General features: G+C 52.6%; 20 protein-coding genes. All 20 read left to right on the forward strand.

The window, feature by feature from the left end:
* The first annotated feature begins 277 nt into the window (after window positions 1–277).
* Window positions 278–1,591, forward strand: coding sequence for a TadA family conjugal transfer-associated ATPase (locus tag HPY90_RS10115; protein WP_287194177.1), 1,314 nt, complete (start codon window positions 278–280; stop codon window positions 1,589–1,591).
* Window positions 1,592–1,611: 20 nt separating this feature from the next.
* Window positions 1,612–1,809, forward strand: coding sequence for a hypothetical protein (locus HPY90_RS10120; protein WP_287194178.1), 198 nt, complete (start codon window positions 1,612–1,614; stop codon window positions 1,807–1,809).
* 16 nt (window positions 1,810–1,825) lie between these two features.
* Window positions 1,826–2,122, forward strand: a complete 297-nt coding sequence (locus tag HPY90_RS10125) for a hypothetical protein (RefSeq protein ID WP_287194179.1) — start codon at window positions 1,826–1,828, stop codon at window positions 2,120–2,122.
* A gap of 39 nt (window positions 2,123–2,161) precedes the next feature.
* Entirely contained in the window at window positions 2,162–2,740 is a 579-nt protein-coding gene (gene cpaB, locus HPY90_RS10130; RefSeq protein WP_287194243.1) for a Flp pilus assembly protein CpaB, read from the forward strand.
* 1 nt (window position 2,741) lies between these two features.
* Window positions 2,742–3,641 (forward strand): type II secretion system F family protein, encoded by a 900-nt coding sequence (locus tag HPY90_RS10135; protein ID WP_287194180.1) that lies wholly within the window; start codon window positions 2,742–2,744, stop codon window positions 3,639–3,641.
* A gap of 36 nt (window positions 3,642–3,677) precedes the next feature.
* Window positions 3,678–4,508 carry a type II secretion system F family protein gene (locus HPY90_RS10140; protein WP_287194182.1) on the forward strand — a complete coding sequence of 277 codons (831 nt, stop codon included), beginning with the start codon at window positions 3,678–3,680 and terminating at the stop codon, window positions 4,506–4,508.
* Between the two features lie 16 nt (window positions 4,509–4,524).
* A complete protein-coding gene (locus HPY90_RS10145) occupies window positions 4,525–4,695 on the forward strand; it encodes a Flp family type IVb pilin (RefSeq protein WP_287194184.1) in 171 nt (56 codons plus the stop codon).
* Between the two features lie 46 nt (window positions 4,696–4,741).
* On the forward strand, window positions 4,742–5,266 hold the full coding sequence (locus HPY90_RS10150) for a prepilin peptidase (RefSeq protein ID WP_287194186.1): 525 nt from the start codon (window positions 4,742–4,744) through the stop codon (window positions 5,264–5,266).
* 37 nt (window positions 5,267–5,303) lie between these two features.
* Window positions 5,304–5,642, forward strand: a complete 339-nt coding sequence (locus HPY90_RS10155) for a hypothetical protein (RefSeq protein ID WP_287194188.1) — start codon at window positions 5,304–5,306, stop codon at window positions 5,640–5,642.
* A 38-nt stretch (window positions 5,643–5,680) separates the two neighbouring features.
* Window positions 5,681–6,670, forward strand: a complete 990-nt coding sequence (locus tag HPY90_RS10160) for a stalk domain-containing protein (protein WP_287194189.1) — start codon at window positions 5,681–5,683, stop codon at window positions 6,668–6,670.
* A 15-nt stretch (window positions 6,671–6,685) separates the two neighbouring features.
* Window positions 6,686–8,407: a hypothetical protein gene (locus HPY90_RS10165; protein ID WP_287194191.1), complete on the forward strand. Its 1,722-nt coding sequence runs from the start codon at window positions 6,686–6,688 to the stop codon at window positions 8,405–8,407.
* A gap of 52 nt (window positions 8,408–8,459) precedes the next feature.
* Complete coding sequence (locus HPY90_RS10170) at window positions 8,460–8,933, forward strand: TadE/TadG family type IV pilus assembly protein (protein WP_287194193.1); 474 nt, start codon at window positions 8,460–8,462, stop codon at window positions 8,931–8,933.
* Window positions 8,930–9,343, forward strand: coding sequence for a TadE/TadG family type IV pilus assembly protein (locus HPY90_RS10175; RefSeq protein ID WP_287194194.1), 414 nt, complete (start codon window positions 8,930–8,932; stop codon window positions 9,341–9,343). Before HPY90_RS10170 ends, HPY90_RS10175 begins: the two co-directional genes overlap by 4 nt.
* Window positions 9,271–9,984, forward strand: a complete 714-nt coding sequence (locus HPY90_RS10180) for a Tad domain-containing protein (protein ID WP_287194196.1) — start codon at window positions 9,271–9,273, stop codon at window positions 9,982–9,984. The genes HPY90_RS10175 and HPY90_RS10180 overlap by 73 nt, the downstream gene beginning before the upstream one ends.
* 93 nt (window positions 9,985–10,077) lie before the next feature.
* Window positions 10,078–10,335 (forward strand): EamA family transporter, encoded by a 258-nt coding sequence (locus tag HPY90_RS10185; RefSeq protein WP_287194198.1) that lies wholly within the window; start codon window positions 10,078–10,080, stop codon window positions 10,333–10,335.
* Window positions 10,317–10,643, forward strand: a complete 327-nt coding sequence (locus tag HPY90_RS10190; protein ID WP_287194199.1) for a hypothetical protein — start codon at window positions 10,317–10,319, stop codon at window positions 10,641–10,643. The genes HPY90_RS10185 and HPY90_RS10190 overlap by 19 nt, the downstream gene beginning before the upstream one ends.
* A 52-nt stretch (window positions 10,644–10,695) precedes the next feature.
* Window positions 10,696–11,379, forward strand: coding sequence for a glycosyltransferase family 2 protein (locus tag HPY90_RS10195; protein ID WP_287194201.1), 684 nt, complete (start codon window positions 10,696–10,698; stop codon window positions 11,377–11,379).
* Window positions 11,380–11,390: 11 nt separating this feature from the next.
* Window positions 11,391–12,122 carry a nuclear transport factor 2 family protein gene (locus tag HPY90_RS10200; protein WP_287194203.1) on the forward strand — a complete coding sequence of 244 codons (732 nt, stop codon included), beginning with the start codon at window positions 11,391–11,393 and terminating at the stop codon, window positions 12,120–12,122.
* Window positions 12,123–12,151: 29 nt separating this feature from the next.
* Window positions 12,152–15,091 carry a fibronectin type III domain-containing protein gene (locus HPY90_RS10205; RefSeq protein ID WP_287194205.1) on the forward strand — a complete coding sequence of 980 codons (2,940 nt, stop codon included), beginning with the start codon at window positions 12,152–12,154 and terminating at the stop codon, window positions 15,089–15,091.
* Entirely contained in the window at window positions 15,066–15,572 is a 507-nt protein-coding gene (locus tag HPY90_RS10210; protein ID WP_287194207.1) for a copper amine oxidase N-terminal domain-containing protein, read from the forward strand. The genes HPY90_RS10205 and HPY90_RS10210 overlap by 26 nt, the downstream gene beginning before the upstream one ends.

A 15,572-nucleotide genomic window follows, 5' to 3' on the forward strand; every position in this document is an offset into this window, starting at 1 on the left:
GACCTGCTGAGCTGGTTACAGAAGATCTGCCAATAGCCTCTTATTTATGTCAAGTAAATAGGGCATAAATAGGCTCATTGCTTGTTTGTGCCCATCAACTTGACATAAGCAATTACTTTGCATAATTTCCCGTTATGTAAAGCTTTACATAACTTGAAAACACACCCTGGAATGGGAATAATATGCAGGATATGCAGGCAGCCCTGGCTTGAACGCCGGGCTGTTTTTATTATGCGGACGCGCGTCCGCGCAATTTAACAGGAAAGGGGGAATGCGGATGAACTTCACTCCACCGCGCAGCAGCCTGATCAACCGCCTGCAGAAGACCCAGGGCGGGCAGCCGACATATTCTCCGAACCTGGACACATCGCTCAACGAAGTGCGGAAGATCGCCCAGAAGAGGATCCAGGAACTGTTCCAGCATAGCATAATGGACCCGCGCAGCCCCGAAGTGCGCCAGCGGGCCAGAAGCCTGGTGCTCCAGATACTCATGGACAGCGACATAGACATGCCCCGCCCCACGCAGATCGCGGTAGCCGAAGAGATCGTGAGCGACCTGCTGGGCTATGGTCCGCTGGAGCCGTACTTCAACGACCCGGAAGTGACGGAGATCAAGGTCAACCGCTACGACTGCATCATGATCGAAAAACACGGCAAAGAAACAAAAGCGGAAGTGACATTCAGGGACGAACAGCACTGCCGGGACATTTTAGAACGCATGCTTGCGCCCACCGGCCGGCGGATTGATCTGGCCAGCCCGCGAGTGTCGGCCAGACTGCCTGACGGTTCCCGGTTGATGGCCCACATCCCGCCGGTGGCGGTGGAAGGGACGACCTTTTCAGTCCGGCGGTTCAAAAAAGGATTGACTGCAGAAGACCTGATCCGTTCCAGGATGTTCAACGAAGAAACCCTTGACTTCCTGGCAAAGTGCGTCAGGGGACGGCTGAACCTGATCTGTTCCGGCGGCACGTCGTCGGGAAAGACCACTGTGTTGAACGTCATGGCCGGGTTCATCCCGGAAGACGAATCGATCATCACCATCGAAGACCCGGCGGAGCTTCAGCTCAACCACCCGAACGTGAGGCGGTGGGAGGCGAGGCCGGCCGGCGTGGAAGGTTACGGCGAGATCACCCAGCGCGACCTGATGGCCGACGCGCTGCGGGCCGCGCCGAAAAGGATCATCGTCGGCGAAGTGCGGCGCGGGGAAGCGTTCGACATGCTGCAGGCGATGAACACGGGGCACGACGGCTCGATGACCACCCTGCACGCCAACTCCGCGGAAGAGGCTTTGAACTCCCGCCTGGTGAACATGGTCCAGATGGCGGACATGGGGCTTCCCTACGAAGCGATCATCGGCCAGATCGCCGGCAGCGTGGATCTGGTGGCGCAGATATGTAAAGACCGCACCGGCCGCAGGAGGCTGGACCACATTGTCGAAGTGGTCGGGACAGAAGTCGTCAACGGCCGGCTGGTTGTGGCCGTGAATTATTTGTACCGGTACGACCGTGAAAAAGACACCTGGGTCAGGACAGCCAGAGAGTTTGCCCGCAGGGAAAAGCTGGCCTGGCAGGGAATCCAGGTTCAATATTAAGTAGGAAAGGATGGGAGAAAATGCCCGCAGAACAGCTGTGTAGCTCCTGCGTTAAGGCCAAACGCGGCAAAAACGGAAAAGTGCAGGAATGCCTGGTGCTCAAAAACCTGCTTGGGAAAACAGGCCGGTGTTTCGCATACTCAAATGACCCTGACTTCTGGGACAACCTGCGGCAGCAGGTAGAACTGTACAACACCCGGAAGGCTTCGGCCGGTTAACAGGTAAGTGTCCCGCATGTTCAAACCGTACTCCGTAATTGACCTGGATGCTTTTCGTTTGCTGCTGGGGACCGGGTTCTGGCTGGTCCTGCTTGTCATTTTTTTGGTCTCAGGGCGCACTCTCATTTGGTGTTTGCTGGTAGCGATGGGAATAGGGGTTATGGCCGCCGACATAATGGCCCAGGTCATAATGCTTGCCGTTATCATCACTGCCGGCGGGTACTGCGCCAAAAACATTGGGACAATGATAATGCTGGGAGGGATTTTCGCGCCGTTCAAAAGGCTGTTGGATATGCTCAAAAACTGCACATAGGAGGGGATACAACTGAAACAAACAGGCATTTTATTCTTAATTTTTGCAGTCATCTGCGCCGCGGCAGCCGGATTCCTTGCGTACGCCGGAGTGAAAGCGGCCGTCCCGTCGGTGCCGGTGCTGGTCGCCGGCAAAAATTTGGCCCCGGGCATGAAGCTGGACTACGACAACCTGGCGGTCCGCAAAATGCCGCCAGCCGCGCTGCCGTCCGACAGAGTGACCGATTTCGAGAGCGTTGTCGGCAAACACATTCAGACCAGCGTCGCCGCCGGCGACCCGATCCGGAACTCCCACGTTTCCGAACTCAAAAGCGGCGGCACCGTTGCGGCAAAATTGACGCAAACCGACCCGTCGCTCAGGGCGGTGGCGCTGCCCGCAGAAGCCACGAAAGGACTGAAAATTGAAGAAGGCGACCGCCTTGACGTGATCGCCGTCATCGACCAGGGAAAAGCCCTGAAAGTGATTGCCGAAAAAGCGCCGGTAATAGCGGTCAGCGCGTCGGAAGAAAACAGAGATGCCTCCGTCACGGTGGGGCTGACGCCCGACCAGGCTTTGCAGGCGGCGCAGGCGATCACGGGCGGCAAAATACTGGCGGTGCTGGCGCCACTGGGGGGATAAAATGCTTGCTGACATTTCAAAAATTCACCTGCTGATAGGACTGCTGGCGTTCTGCGCGGTATTGTTCGGCGCTCTCGGCTGGCGGGCGCGCCGCCGGGAAACGAACTGGCTGATGGTCAGGCTGCGGCAGACCAAAACCCCTAAAGACAATAACATATTCACCCCATTGCAGAAAACAGCCGAAAAAGCCGGGTTGAAAATCAAGCCGGCCCATCTGGTTGCTGCAGCGGTAACTGGCTGTCTGGTCGGCGCCGGGTTCGGCCTGGCGGTCACCGGCCGGAAGGAGTTTGCACTGATCGGTCTGGCGGCCGGCTTGCTTGCGCCTTATGCTTATGTCAAAAGGCTGGTTCAGGGCCGCCGGGAAGCGTTCGAGATGCAGTTTGAACAGTGTTTGAGAAAGATGGCGTCGGCGATGCGGGCCGGGATGTCTGTCGGGCAGGCCGTCGCGGAAGCCGCGAAGACAGCGGAACCGCCGGCCGGCGAAGTCCTGCAGGAAGCGGTCCGGCTGGCCAGCGCCGGTTTCTCGTTGACCCGGGCCGTGGAAACCGCCGCCGGGATGGTAGACTCCCGCGACATGGAGCTGATGGCGTCGTCGGTGGCCCTGCACATGCAGGTCGGCGGCAACCTGGCCGAAGTGTTCGACCGGATCGCAGACAACATCAGAGACAGGCAGAGCTACCGGGCCAGGGTCGCCGCGGCCACGTCGGAAGGCAGATTAACCGCCAACGTGCTGACGGTCCTCCCGTTTTTGACTGTAGCGGCGATGCGGAAAATGTCGCCTGTGTACATGTGGCCGCTGTTCAACACTTCTGCGGGAATCAAAGTGTTTGCGGTGTGCTCTGTGATGATCATAGCCGGCTGGTTTTTCTTAAAGCAAATCGCGGCGGCGGAAGACATCTAGAAAGGGGGCGATAGTATTAATGCGACAGGAATAGGCATGCTGGCCGCGGCTGCCGTTTTATGCGCCGTCCTGGGCTGGGACATGCGGCGCCAGGACCGGTTCGCCCGGCTGCCGCGCGAGTTCAACGCGGAAAAAGTCCTGGCCAAAGGACTGCTGGCGGTGATGCCCGCCGCGACAGTTATTTACCCTGAAAACGTGCGCATAAAAACAAAGAAAAAGCTCGACCAGGCCGGAATCGGCTGGGAGCCGCAGGAGTTTCTGGCGGTGAAAATCCTGCTGGGGCTTGCCGGGACTGCCGCCGGTTTGTTTGCGGCCGGGCTTCTGGGCGGCGAGTTTCTGTGGACAGCGGTTCTGGTTGGAATCGGGTACTTTCTGCCCGATTTGGTGCTGGATCACAAAGCGAAAAAGAGGCAGGAGTGCATCTCCAGAGCGATGCCTGACTTCGGGATGTTTTTTGCGACCGCGCTCGAAGCCGGCGGCGGAAACGTCCAGACGGCGTTGAATTTGAGCGCGGCCAGGTTCGGCGGCGAGATCGGGAAAGAAGTGGCGAAAGCGGCGCAGGAGGTCATGGCCGGCGCCAGGCTGTCCGATGCTTTGCAGAACATGGCCGACCGGTGCGGTGTCGAAGAAATGCAGCGCCTGATTGACACAGTGATTCAGGCCAGCAAATACGGCACTCCCATCGGTCAGGCAGTGAAGGAATACGCGGCCCAGACCAGGCTTTTGAGGCGGCTGGAAGCCGAAAAGAAAGCCGGCGAAGCGGCGGTGAAGATGGTGTTCCCGATGCTGGTCTTCATCGTCATGCCGCTGCTGGTGATGCTGGCGTACCCGGCGATTGAACAGTTGAAAAGAACGCTTGCAGGTTAAGAAAGGAGCTGGTTTTATGGAAACCCTTAAAAAACTGCTCAGGGACGAAAGCGGCCCGACTCTGCTGGAGTACGTCGGACTTGGCGTACTTTTGCTCATAGCCATCTGGGGGGCCGTGACGATGCTGAGCGGGACGGTCAACGACCGCTTTCAGAATATCGACCAGAAGTTCAAATCCTACAATTAAAACCCCTGATAAAGGGGTTTCTTTTTTTTTTTTGGGGGGTGAAAATTTGGAGTATTTGTTCAATACAGCGTTAATTTACTGCGCTTTCACCGACATCAAAGAAAGGATGATTTACAACTCAATCACGATCCCGCTGGCGCTTGCCGGTATGGGATACAACATTTATCTGGGAACGTGGAAGCAGAGCTTAACCGGGTTTGCCGCCGCTTTCCTGCTGGGGTATATCGCGTTCGCCGCAGGAGGAATGGGCGGCGGGGACGTCAAGCTGGGGGCGGCGATCGGCGCCTGGCTGGGGATAATCCCGTTCCTGAACATCGTCTTTTTAGCCTGCCTGGTCGGGATTCCCTGGGGGTTGCTTCTGCTTGCCAGATATGGGAAAATTAAAGAGAAGCTGAGGGGGTGGTATCTGGCGCTTGCGTCGTTCCATTTCGGGCTGGTTCCGGGCATAAAGAGCTTCAGCGCCCTGGAAAAGCTGCCGGAAGAAGAGACTCCGCGATACGCGGTGCCGTTCGGGGCGTGCCTGGTGGCTGGCTGCTTTATCTATCAGGCAGGACTGTTTAGAGTTTTTTAACTTCCACGTCGAGAAGTCCAGAAAGGAGAGGATGAGTATGGACGCTAATGAACTGGCCGCTCTGTTGAAAGAAACCATTCGGGAGGAACTGAAAAGCGTCAATGAACGGCTGGACAATATAGAAAGAGACCTGTCAAGGCTTGAGGCCCGAATGGAAAACGAAGTAATCGAAAAGGTACGCGCGCTGTTCGACGCCCGTTCGGTACACGAAGACAAACTCGACCAGATTCAAGAAACAATGCAGGAGAGGTTCAACGAATTGTCTAACCAGATATCTTACGGTTTCAAGGAACAGAAAGCTATCAATAAAACCTTGTTCGGGATGTACGGCGAGCACGAAGCGCAGATAAGGATTTTGCAACAGCGGTCAGGGTAGGCCGCTTTCAATATGTCAAATTTGAAAGGAGGATTTTTATGGTGAGAAAAACTTTATTTGTCACGTTATTACTGCTGTTCGTTGTTACCCTGTCTGTACCCGCGCAACCCGCGCAGGCGGTGGTCACACCTGATCAAACGGATAAGGTTATTGTCTCCAAGTTCTGGATTGGTGAGAAATACTACGAAGTTAACGGCCAGCGGTATGAAATGGACGTAGCGCCTTATATTGACCCTGCCACGGACCGAACAATGATTCCTTTCCGGTATCTGGCCTACAGTCTGGGGATTCCCGAGAAGAACATCGTCTGGCATGAGAAAACCCAGTCGGTTGAAATCCTGAGAGAAGACGCCTCCGGATACGTTAACGCCGTCCAGGTCTGGATAGACAGCGATGTGCTGGAGACCCAGAAGGGCCGTTCCCAGCTGGACGCTGTGCCGCGAATCGTGAACGACCGGACGATGATTCCGTACCGTGCTGCTGCCCAGGGGTTGGGCGCGCTGGTGTTCTGGGATCCAGATGACCAGTCCATCACCGTCGAGACCTGGAAAGTCGCGCCTGCAAGGTACAAGCAGACCGTCAAAAAGGTTGTGACCGTCAACGACAAGCCGACAGCGACGGTAACCTACATGGACGGCACCACAAAGGAAGTTGCCACTCCTACTCCCGCCCAGATCAGCTACAACGGCGGCTGGATGTTGAACGCTTTAGAATACTTCAAACTCTGGAGTATTCCGGACGAAGCGATCTTGTATGATGCCGAGCGCGGCGGGATAATCGTGCGCGGGTCGGAAAACAGCAACGCCGAAGCCTACATGATCCTCTATGCAGGCGAAAAATACGCCTGGGGAAGCTGCTACATGCGGACTGAAGTAAGACCGGATACCGAAACCATGTATATTTCCAATGGTGGAGGATTTATCGGTGGTTGGCCGGTCAGCGGAACTGTAGTGAACCTTTTTGGTAAAGAACCAAAAGGTGAAGCGGTTAAAAAAGGCAATATATTTGTTAAAACTCTTGAGCTTTAGGATAGGGGTGTTATCTTGAAAAGGATCGTATCTTTGCTGATAGTTTCTTTATTGATTTTTGCATTTTGCTTACCGGTTCTAGCAGAAGATGCAGGAAGTGATTCTTCACCCTTCGGCCCTGGCTACGCCAAGCAGGGCTACGTGCCGTTGCAGTTTGTGTTTCCAACTGATAATAAACATGGTGAGTACGCTGCGGCTTGCGTTTGGGGCACCAATCCCAAAGACGGCAAGCTGGCGGTTTATCAGGAAACCGTCCAGTCACGCCAGCAGGGGGAACTGCTGGAGAAATTCCTGCAAGCTAACAGCGACGTGATACCATACTCAAACAACCAGTACAACCTTTGGAAAGCCTGGAACGAAGTCCAGGCTCCTTTCTTGCGGGTAGAATACATCCAGGGGAAAACCAAAGCCGGGGAAACTGAACGGAAACAGCTGCCTGAAAACGAAATTCGACTGCTTCCCAGCAGCCAGATCGAAGCCGACCGGGCAGCCGGGATCAAGCTGTACTACCCTGACGACCCCGGGCTGGCGCCTGGCGGCTACGGGACATACGAGTTTCTGCCTCCTGATTTTCAAGTAAAAACCGTCTCAAACGGCGTGACTGCCGAACTGAAAGCCGGGCAGGAGTACACCGCTTCCGCGGAATTTTATCTGAACTACCCAATGGGTACGGAGAACGTGCTGGTGGAACTGTTCCATCGGGCAAACGGTCAGATGGAACGGATCGCTTCCCAGGTGGTGAACTTCGGCCCATTCCAGAGCATAACGCTCCAGGGCCAATACAAAGCCGCCGCCAGCCAGGACGAGCAGATTGTGGCAGTTGTCCACCGGGCAGACTGGTTTAACCAGACCGAATACAATCGGTACAGCCTGCCCGGACCTGAGACCGAAGACTTTGACCTGATTGATAAAGACGGCATAAAACTTGTCCCGCCCGGGGGCAAATGGGTGGAAGAAAACTTCGCGAACAATATCATGTCGTCCCAGGTGAAGCCCGCGCCGGTCAACTTAACGGTAGTCTCAATCGAGACCAGCGTAGACGGCCGCCAGGCCAACCCAAACGAGCGGTACAACGTGAGCGTCTACTTCAAGAACGACAGTACCGTACCGCTTGACAACGTCCCGGTAGCCCTGTTCAACGACCAGTGGCGGGCGAAACTTTGGGACTCAAGCGGCCAGGAAGTGCAGTACATCACCCACATGGAACCGGGCCAGACGGTCCAGCTTGACTCAACCGTATCAGCGCCGCCTGAAGGGTCAAGGACTTTGACGGCCTACATCGACATTGCGCCGATCGAAGATAAATACGCCGAAACCGACAACAGCGACAACATCCTGCAGAAAACCGTCGAAGTGAGGCCGCTGGCGACAGACGCCAGGGTGGTCAGCATTAAGCCGGCAAATCCGTATCCTTACGCAGGCGACGACAGCTACATCATCGCTGACTTTGCCCGCGACGACCAGGGGCCTGAGACAGTGACGGTGCAGCTGGAAATCAGCGGCCCGGGCGCCAGCAAGCAGAAAACGACGACCCTGGGCAGGAACGGGACCTGCCGGTTGATCGCGCCGGTGAAATTCACCAAAGCAGGCAGCTTCACCTACACCGCGTCGATCTGGGTGCTGGACGGCCAGGATTCCGACCCGTCAAACAATCAGAAAAGCGTGATGGTGAAGGTGAAGACACTGGCCCAGCCGCCGACAGTGGAAAGCGGGACGGAAGTGGAGATTATCAGCTAAACAGATAGGCCAGACAAATATGTCTGGCTTTTGTTTTTTTGGGGGTGATAATTTGCAACTGACAAAAGACCAGTCGGGCAGCGCCATGCTGGAATTTGCCCTGATAGCGCCGCTGTTTCTGTTTTTTGTGCTGGCGGTTCTGAACATATCCGTGCTGTTCATCAACGACACCGCGCTCCGCGAGGCGACCAGGGAAGCGGGGAGAGTGCTGGGCGTAACCGCAGACTCCAGCACGGCGACTATCAAGGGCAGGGAATTTTTAAAGATCTGCGCGCTGGGAAACGAAATGGGGTTCAGTGCGGGTATTGTGAAACAGGGAAAAGCCGACGTGAGCATGAAAGGGTGGGTAGAAACACCGGTCCTGGTCCCGGGGTTTGCCGCTCTGCTCGGCGGCAGTCCGTGGAGTTCAACTTATCACCAGGAACTGAACACCACTCACTACGTTGAAGCCAGGCACCGGCTGTACGTCGAAAAAAGAACGCCTGAATGGACGCTCGGGGCCTGGTATGGAGGTGGTGGCGAATGAACGACCAGAGGGGGACAGTGCTGCTGGAGTTTGTGGTGTCGTCGATGCTGATTATAGCCGTACTGCTCTGCACAGTAAACCTGGGCATGGCCGTCCGGGACAAAGTGCTGACGGCAGCCGCGGCCAGGGAAGCCGCGCGGACGATGGCGATTTTAAGCGGCGACCCGGACAGGACGGACAGCGAATACGAAGCCAGACAGCAGGCCAAACAGGTGTTCAAAGCCCTGAAGGACGAAGACATCACCATCAGAAGCCAGGGCAACCGCATAGAAGTAATTGTTGCGTATAAAGAACCGGCGGTGTTTCCGGCAATAGCCAGGATGATAGGAGGCGGAGAATGGATACCTTTAACGTCAAAGGCAGTTTACATGAAAAACGAAGGGACTTTTATCGCAGAAACAGCTTATTAACAGACCAGCGCGGAGTAATCCTGCTGGCGACCTGCTTATTCATAACGCTGTTTTTGCTTTTGGCCGGAGCTGCGCTTGATTTCGGGCGGGCCTGGGCAGCCAGGGAACAGCTCCGGACGGCTGTCGACGCGGCGTCGCTTGCCGGGGCAGGCCAGACGGACAGAAGAGTCACAGCGGCAGTCCAGCCGGGTTACATACAGACAGTATGCGATGAAAATTCATGTTACGAGACATGCGCTCTGCGTCCTTATCTTGAAGACCGGAGCGGGTACGAATCGGACATCATTGGTAAGCAAAAATGGAAAGAGAACAAATGCGACAAACTTATCGGCCTGAGAGAACGAACGCTGGTTTTCACCGGCGCGGAACAAAGCGCTGCCAGGGACATGCTGGAAGAAAACTGGCCCTCAATGCTGGAACCGACAACAACCAGCGTGACCGCTTACAGCAATCCGGACAGCCCGCACTATCCGTCGGTAGTGGTAACAGCCGGCGGAAAATTCAAAACCGATATTTTAGGCGCGTTCGGGATTAAAGAAATATCAATCAAGCGGGCCAGCCAGAGCGGGGTTTTCTATGAAGAAATCAGAGACGGCTGGAACTACGGGCGAAATAAGGCCCCGAAGCCGGCAATTAATTAATTCGAGGAAGGTTGGTGAGCACTTATTCCCTACATATACCTGGCCGCGTCGATCATATTGGGTACGGCGGGCCATCTGATCACAAAAGCGGGCGTGACCCGGGCGGGAGTTAATCTCTCCGCTTTGTTTGATCCCTTCATTATCGGAGGGGTTTTTTGCTATTTTTTGAGTTTTTTATTATTCCTGCCCTGGCTGGCAGTACGCCCGGTTAGCGTGGCGGTACCGGCGGCAGGGTTGACCTACGCGCTGGTGGCGGTCGCCGGTTGGGTTTTGCGCGGCGAAACGCTGACCGCGATGCAGATAACCGGAATAGTTGCAGTGGGTATAGGTGTGTGGATGTTAGCAAAGTAGAAAGGAGAACCAGGAAAGATTTGGTAATTTTTAGCGAAAAAGCCAAGAACAAGCAAAGGAACAATAATGAAATTTTTCAAAAATACCATGAATTTTGGCATATCATACACTCCACAATGATTGTTACAGCCTTGATACTATCTATTATCGCAAAAAACTACTGGCATTTGAACTTCCAAAAAACCGTAGCTGTTTTCAGTATGGCCTGGGGATTGCCCTTTTTAATATGCAGCCTTCTTTTCGAGCCTGTTGTTGTTATTGTGATGGCCCTATTAATATTTTACGGAGGAGTTATGTTATGGTTTTAGAATTCGACTCAACTGACTGGGTGGGACATGAAGAAAAGCAGAAAGGAGGATAATGATGGAAATAAGCGTAGTTGCCCCTGCATACAACGAAGAAGCGGTAATCGAAAGTTTTGTTGAAGGGGTTGTTGCTGTTCTGAATAATGCGTTCAGCAGGTGGGAACTGATCGTCGTAGACGACGGCAGCACCGACCGGACGAAGCAAATACTTCAAGCACTGAAAGACAAACACCCGGGACTGAAGGTTATCAGCCACGGACACAACTGCGGCCTGGGGGCCGGCCTGGAAACCGGGTTTCAAGCGGCCCAAGGGAAAGTCGTGGTCACGATGGACGCCGACGGGACACACCCGCCCAAACTGATCCCCGAACTGTACCGGGCGGTAATAAACGGCGCAGATGTAGCCATTGCCTCCAGGTACGTCAATGGCGGTAAGATGGTCGGCGTTCCTTTATGGCGGCAGGGTTTAAGCATACTGGGCAACAGGACGATGAAGGCTCTGCGCTGGCCGGTCAACGATGCCACGTCGGGTTACAGGGCATATAAGGGAGATATAGTTAAAACCCTGCGCGGGCTTAAAACCGGCTTTGAGGTGCAGGCTGAAATTGTGATGCGCCTCAGAGACAAACGGTTTATCGAGATACCGCTTGAACTTTTAAACCGCACCGGCGGGCGGAGCAAAATGCAGTACACCAGACTGATACCGGCATATCTGCACCTGCTGGTATCAGCAAGATAGGGAGGCATTGAATGAGTAAGAAAATATTCATTGCAGTTGGAGTGTTGCTTCTGACCATTGCAGGTCTGGCCGGTGTGTTGTACGGCGAAGCGGTGGTGGCTGCCGGTTCGCCGAAAGAAACAGCAAAAAATTTTGCTGTTGCCCTGGCTGAAGGCGACGTGGACCGGGCGGCTTCTCTGGCTGTAGGAGAAGTTGCGTTTAAGGTTTCCCAGGCCAAAGGAAACCTGCCGGCGGCAAAAGTTGACAGCATAGGCTGTCGGACCAGAGCTATAGGCCGCGGGTGGGCAAAGGTAGATGTGCAAATGGAACTGACTTTGGCTGACGGTTCCGTTGATGTCGGCTGGTACACGACGGAGCTGGTAAACGAAGACGGCTGGAAAGTCGCGGCATTTCGGGAAAGCCAGCCTGAGCTGTCGGGCATGACATTTTTTACCGGCAGTCCGGATGGTGTCAAGAAAGCATTTGAAGGCTATGCGAAGGCCCTGAGCGAAGGGGACTATACCGGGGCAGGGAAATACCTTGTCGGCCCGGCCAGGAGACTGCATGAACAATCTGCACCTGTTCTGGGCAAAGGCAAAGTCCTGGGCACGGTCGAGGATGTGCAGGCGGAGACGATATACCAGCAGGGTAAGGTACGGGTGGTAAGGGTGAAGTCCCTGGTTGATAGACGGGAAGTTGAATTATTAGTCGTTGGAGTACAGGTTAAAAGTGGTTGGAAAATAGCATATGTTTTGCAGGTTTAACAACATAACAACTATCGAAGGGGGTATTAATGGTGAATATGCTAAAAAATATTAAGTTTAAATTTAAAATTAACGCTTGGCTAAAGTGGATTCTTATTTGTGCTTTAGTGATTTTAAGTATTGGACTAACAAGTCAAAGTTCCTATGCGGGCACGTGGACTTCTGCACCGAGTGTTCCTGTTGACAATAGTTATATGGGATCAGATTTTTATGTAGGTAGTGATAATAAATTATATTTTTTTGGCGGTTATTTATATCGTTTGGATGGCACTTCTTGGACTTATTTGGGAAGTCCTTTCGGAGGCGGTTATCACACTCAGGGGTTTGACAAATATTTTTACCAAAGTTATAACGGTAAAGTGAAACAGTGGAATGGCTCGTCTTGGGTGGATAAATGTACAACATCTGCACCAGTAAAATCTATAGGACCTATTCCTCCCAGTTCTGGTTATGTTTTAATTGGCGGGGCAAGCAGCAGTTCGTATAGAAATTTTGTGTTTAATGGATCATTTTGGACACAAATGTCATCTTCGATGTTATTTTATATCTCTAATTATGCGAATTCCAGTGATGTTAATTTAATAGCCAAAATGGGGTTAGATGGTTATTATTACGTGTGTTTTTTGGACAAATACGCGGGTATCTATCTTTATAAGTTTACAACCGCAGGTACTTTGGTTAGCAGTTCATGTGTAGCTTATGATACTGGTGTCGTTGCATATATTCCAATAGATTTTGCAATAGATGCCAGTGGTAATGGGTTTGTCATTGTTCATGAAGAGGAGAACTATGGTGAAGGTTGTACGTACAGGTTAAAAGCTGTAAGAATTCCTGATAGAACAATATTTTCAATTCCTGAGCTTGGTGAAAGCTGGGTTGGGTATTTAGAGCCTATAAAATTAACAATAGCACCTGATGGATCGTTTTGGCTAGGGTCTCTTAAATGGAATGGTTCTACTTTTGCTTCTGTGGGGGCACCTGTTCTGTCAAGATATTCGTCCATAGGACCGGACGGTTGCCTTTGGACAGCCAATGGATATAAATACAATGCGCTATCCTGGTCTGTTAGTCCGGGTTATCAGTCAGCAACAATTACAGCGACGTTTGATGGCAACCCATTAAAATCCGTTATTCTCCAGAGAAGTACAGATGGTGTTAATTATACTGATATTTATACGTTTACAGGTTCAAGTACCAGTTTTACTGATACTGGCTTGGGGGACAATACGACGTATTACTACCGCCTAAAATTTTACGCCAATAATGGATTTGCATTTCCAGCAACAGAAGTAGTTAGGTCTGTTATAACAGCACCTGCCAAACCAAATACACCAACAATATTCCAGTCAGGAGGTTTATCCTGGTCTAACTCAGCAGGTCGTGGCTATGTCGTTTTAAACTGGCCAGCGGTAGCAGGAGCAACGGGATATAAGGTTTATGTATTTGCTGGCAATGACTACTATGCTTTTGATGTGGGTAACACTACTTCCTGGGATTCTAGGGTTGCTAAAATATACCCTGCAGAATCCTGGCTGGATTCTCAGGGAAACAACACCGTTTCCAGCGACCCGTTCAACCATGTCCAGGGCGGTCTGGATTTGCGGGATACCCCAAACAAGCTGTACCTGAAAACAGTCGGCACAACTTATGATTCTGCAAACAATTACTGGTTCGGGGTATCGGCGTACAATGCTTCGGGCGAATCCCCGATGAGCAACCCAGCAACGCCCACGCTGCCCAACAGGACAGACACTACGGCACCCACAATATCATCAATAACAATTAACAACGGTGACACCAAAACCAGCAGCAACCAGGTCACAGTCCAGGTAACTGCGAGTGACCCATTAGTAGCCAACTACACCTCGGACACTTCGGACGATGCGTCAGGGCTGTCTCAGATCGGACTATCCAACGACAACACCGCCTGGACCTGGATGTCGTTCTCATCGAATGTTAACTGGACTGTTACTGCTGGACCTGGACAAAAGACGGTTTATGTAAAAGTACGCGACAATGCCGGCAACGAAAGCTCCATGCAGGCTGCTACTATCTATCTGGTGGACGACACAGAAGGTCCTAAAGGGACGCTGCTCATAAACAACGGGGCTTCAACCACCGACACGACAAATGTTACCCTGATGCTGTCGGTATCAGACAACTTCGCTCAGCCTACTCAGATCCAGATGCGGTTCTCCAACGACGGCTCAAATTGGTCGAGCTGGGAAATTTATAACGGTGTAAAAAATTGGACGTTAACCAGCGGTGACGGCTGGAAAACAGTATACTGCCAGTTGAAAGACGCACAGTCTAACTATACTACGATTTCAGCGCAAATTGCTTTAGTTACCAGCGCAAGCGCACCGAGCGGCTCGGCAGCTCCCAGCAATCCACCGCCGACAGTTACGTTTAATGGCTTAAGCAACGTGTATAGCACGAAATTACAGCAGGTGACCATATCGAGCACTGGTTTGAGCAATGTGAGAAAGGCGTCTTTCTCATTTGATGGGATTAACTGGTCGCCGCCAGAGGACGTGAGTGGTGGTACTTATAATAAAGACGTTACCTTACCAAGTGGCGACGGACTGAAGGGCGTTTATATTAAGTTTCAGAATGCTTACGGTGTCTGGAGCCAACCGATAGTAAAAACTTTTTTAGTCGACACGACACCGCCTGAAATTAAGGTTAGTACTAGGAACAGAGCGACAGCTACAACAACTTCCAGCATAACACTCAACATTTTGGTTAAGGATAATTTTTCACAAGTAACGACCGATACAACTGCTCCAAGAATCTATTACCGATACAGCATCAATGGTGGTTCATGGTCGAGTTATGCGCCATTAACAAGCCCTTCTATAACAGTATCAGGGCTTGATTTTGGCCCAAACGACATCGGCATACAGGTTAAAGACGCTGCCGGGAACGAAAGCGAGGTGCAGTATGTCCAGGTTTTCAAAGTTGCTTAGCATATTCCTTATAACTTTCCTTACCTTGCAGCCAGGGAATGCCCTGGCTGTAAGTGTGACCGTCAACGGTGCGCAATTAAACTGCGACCCGCCGCCTTTTATCCAAGACGGCACGACTCTTGTCCCTATGCGGGCGATTTTCGAGGCCCTGGGCGCTCAAGTTGGGTGGGACGCCGAAACGCAGCTGGTGACAGCAACAAAAGAAAATAGAGTAGTCATCCTGCAGATCGGCAAACCGACCGGCTATATCAACAACCAGCCGGTCACGCTTCTCAAGGCACCGAGAATAGTCGAAGGCAGGACATTTGTGCCGCTCAGGTTTGTCTCGGAGGCCCTGGGGGCGAATGTGGATTGGGTAGCTGCTGCTCAGCAGATATTGATTAATTATACTCAACAGAGCAAGCCGATCATAAACGAAACACCGCAAGATCCAAACACACCACCAGTTGTGGTTATTACCCCACAGGACATCAAGTTTTAA

The organism is Syntrophothermus sp. (assembly GCF_013314835.1).
In the GTDB taxonomy this organism is placed as follows: domain Bacteria; phylum Bacillota; class Syntrophomonadia; order Syntrophomonadales; family Syntrophothermaceae; genus Syntrophothermus; species Syntrophothermus lipocalidus.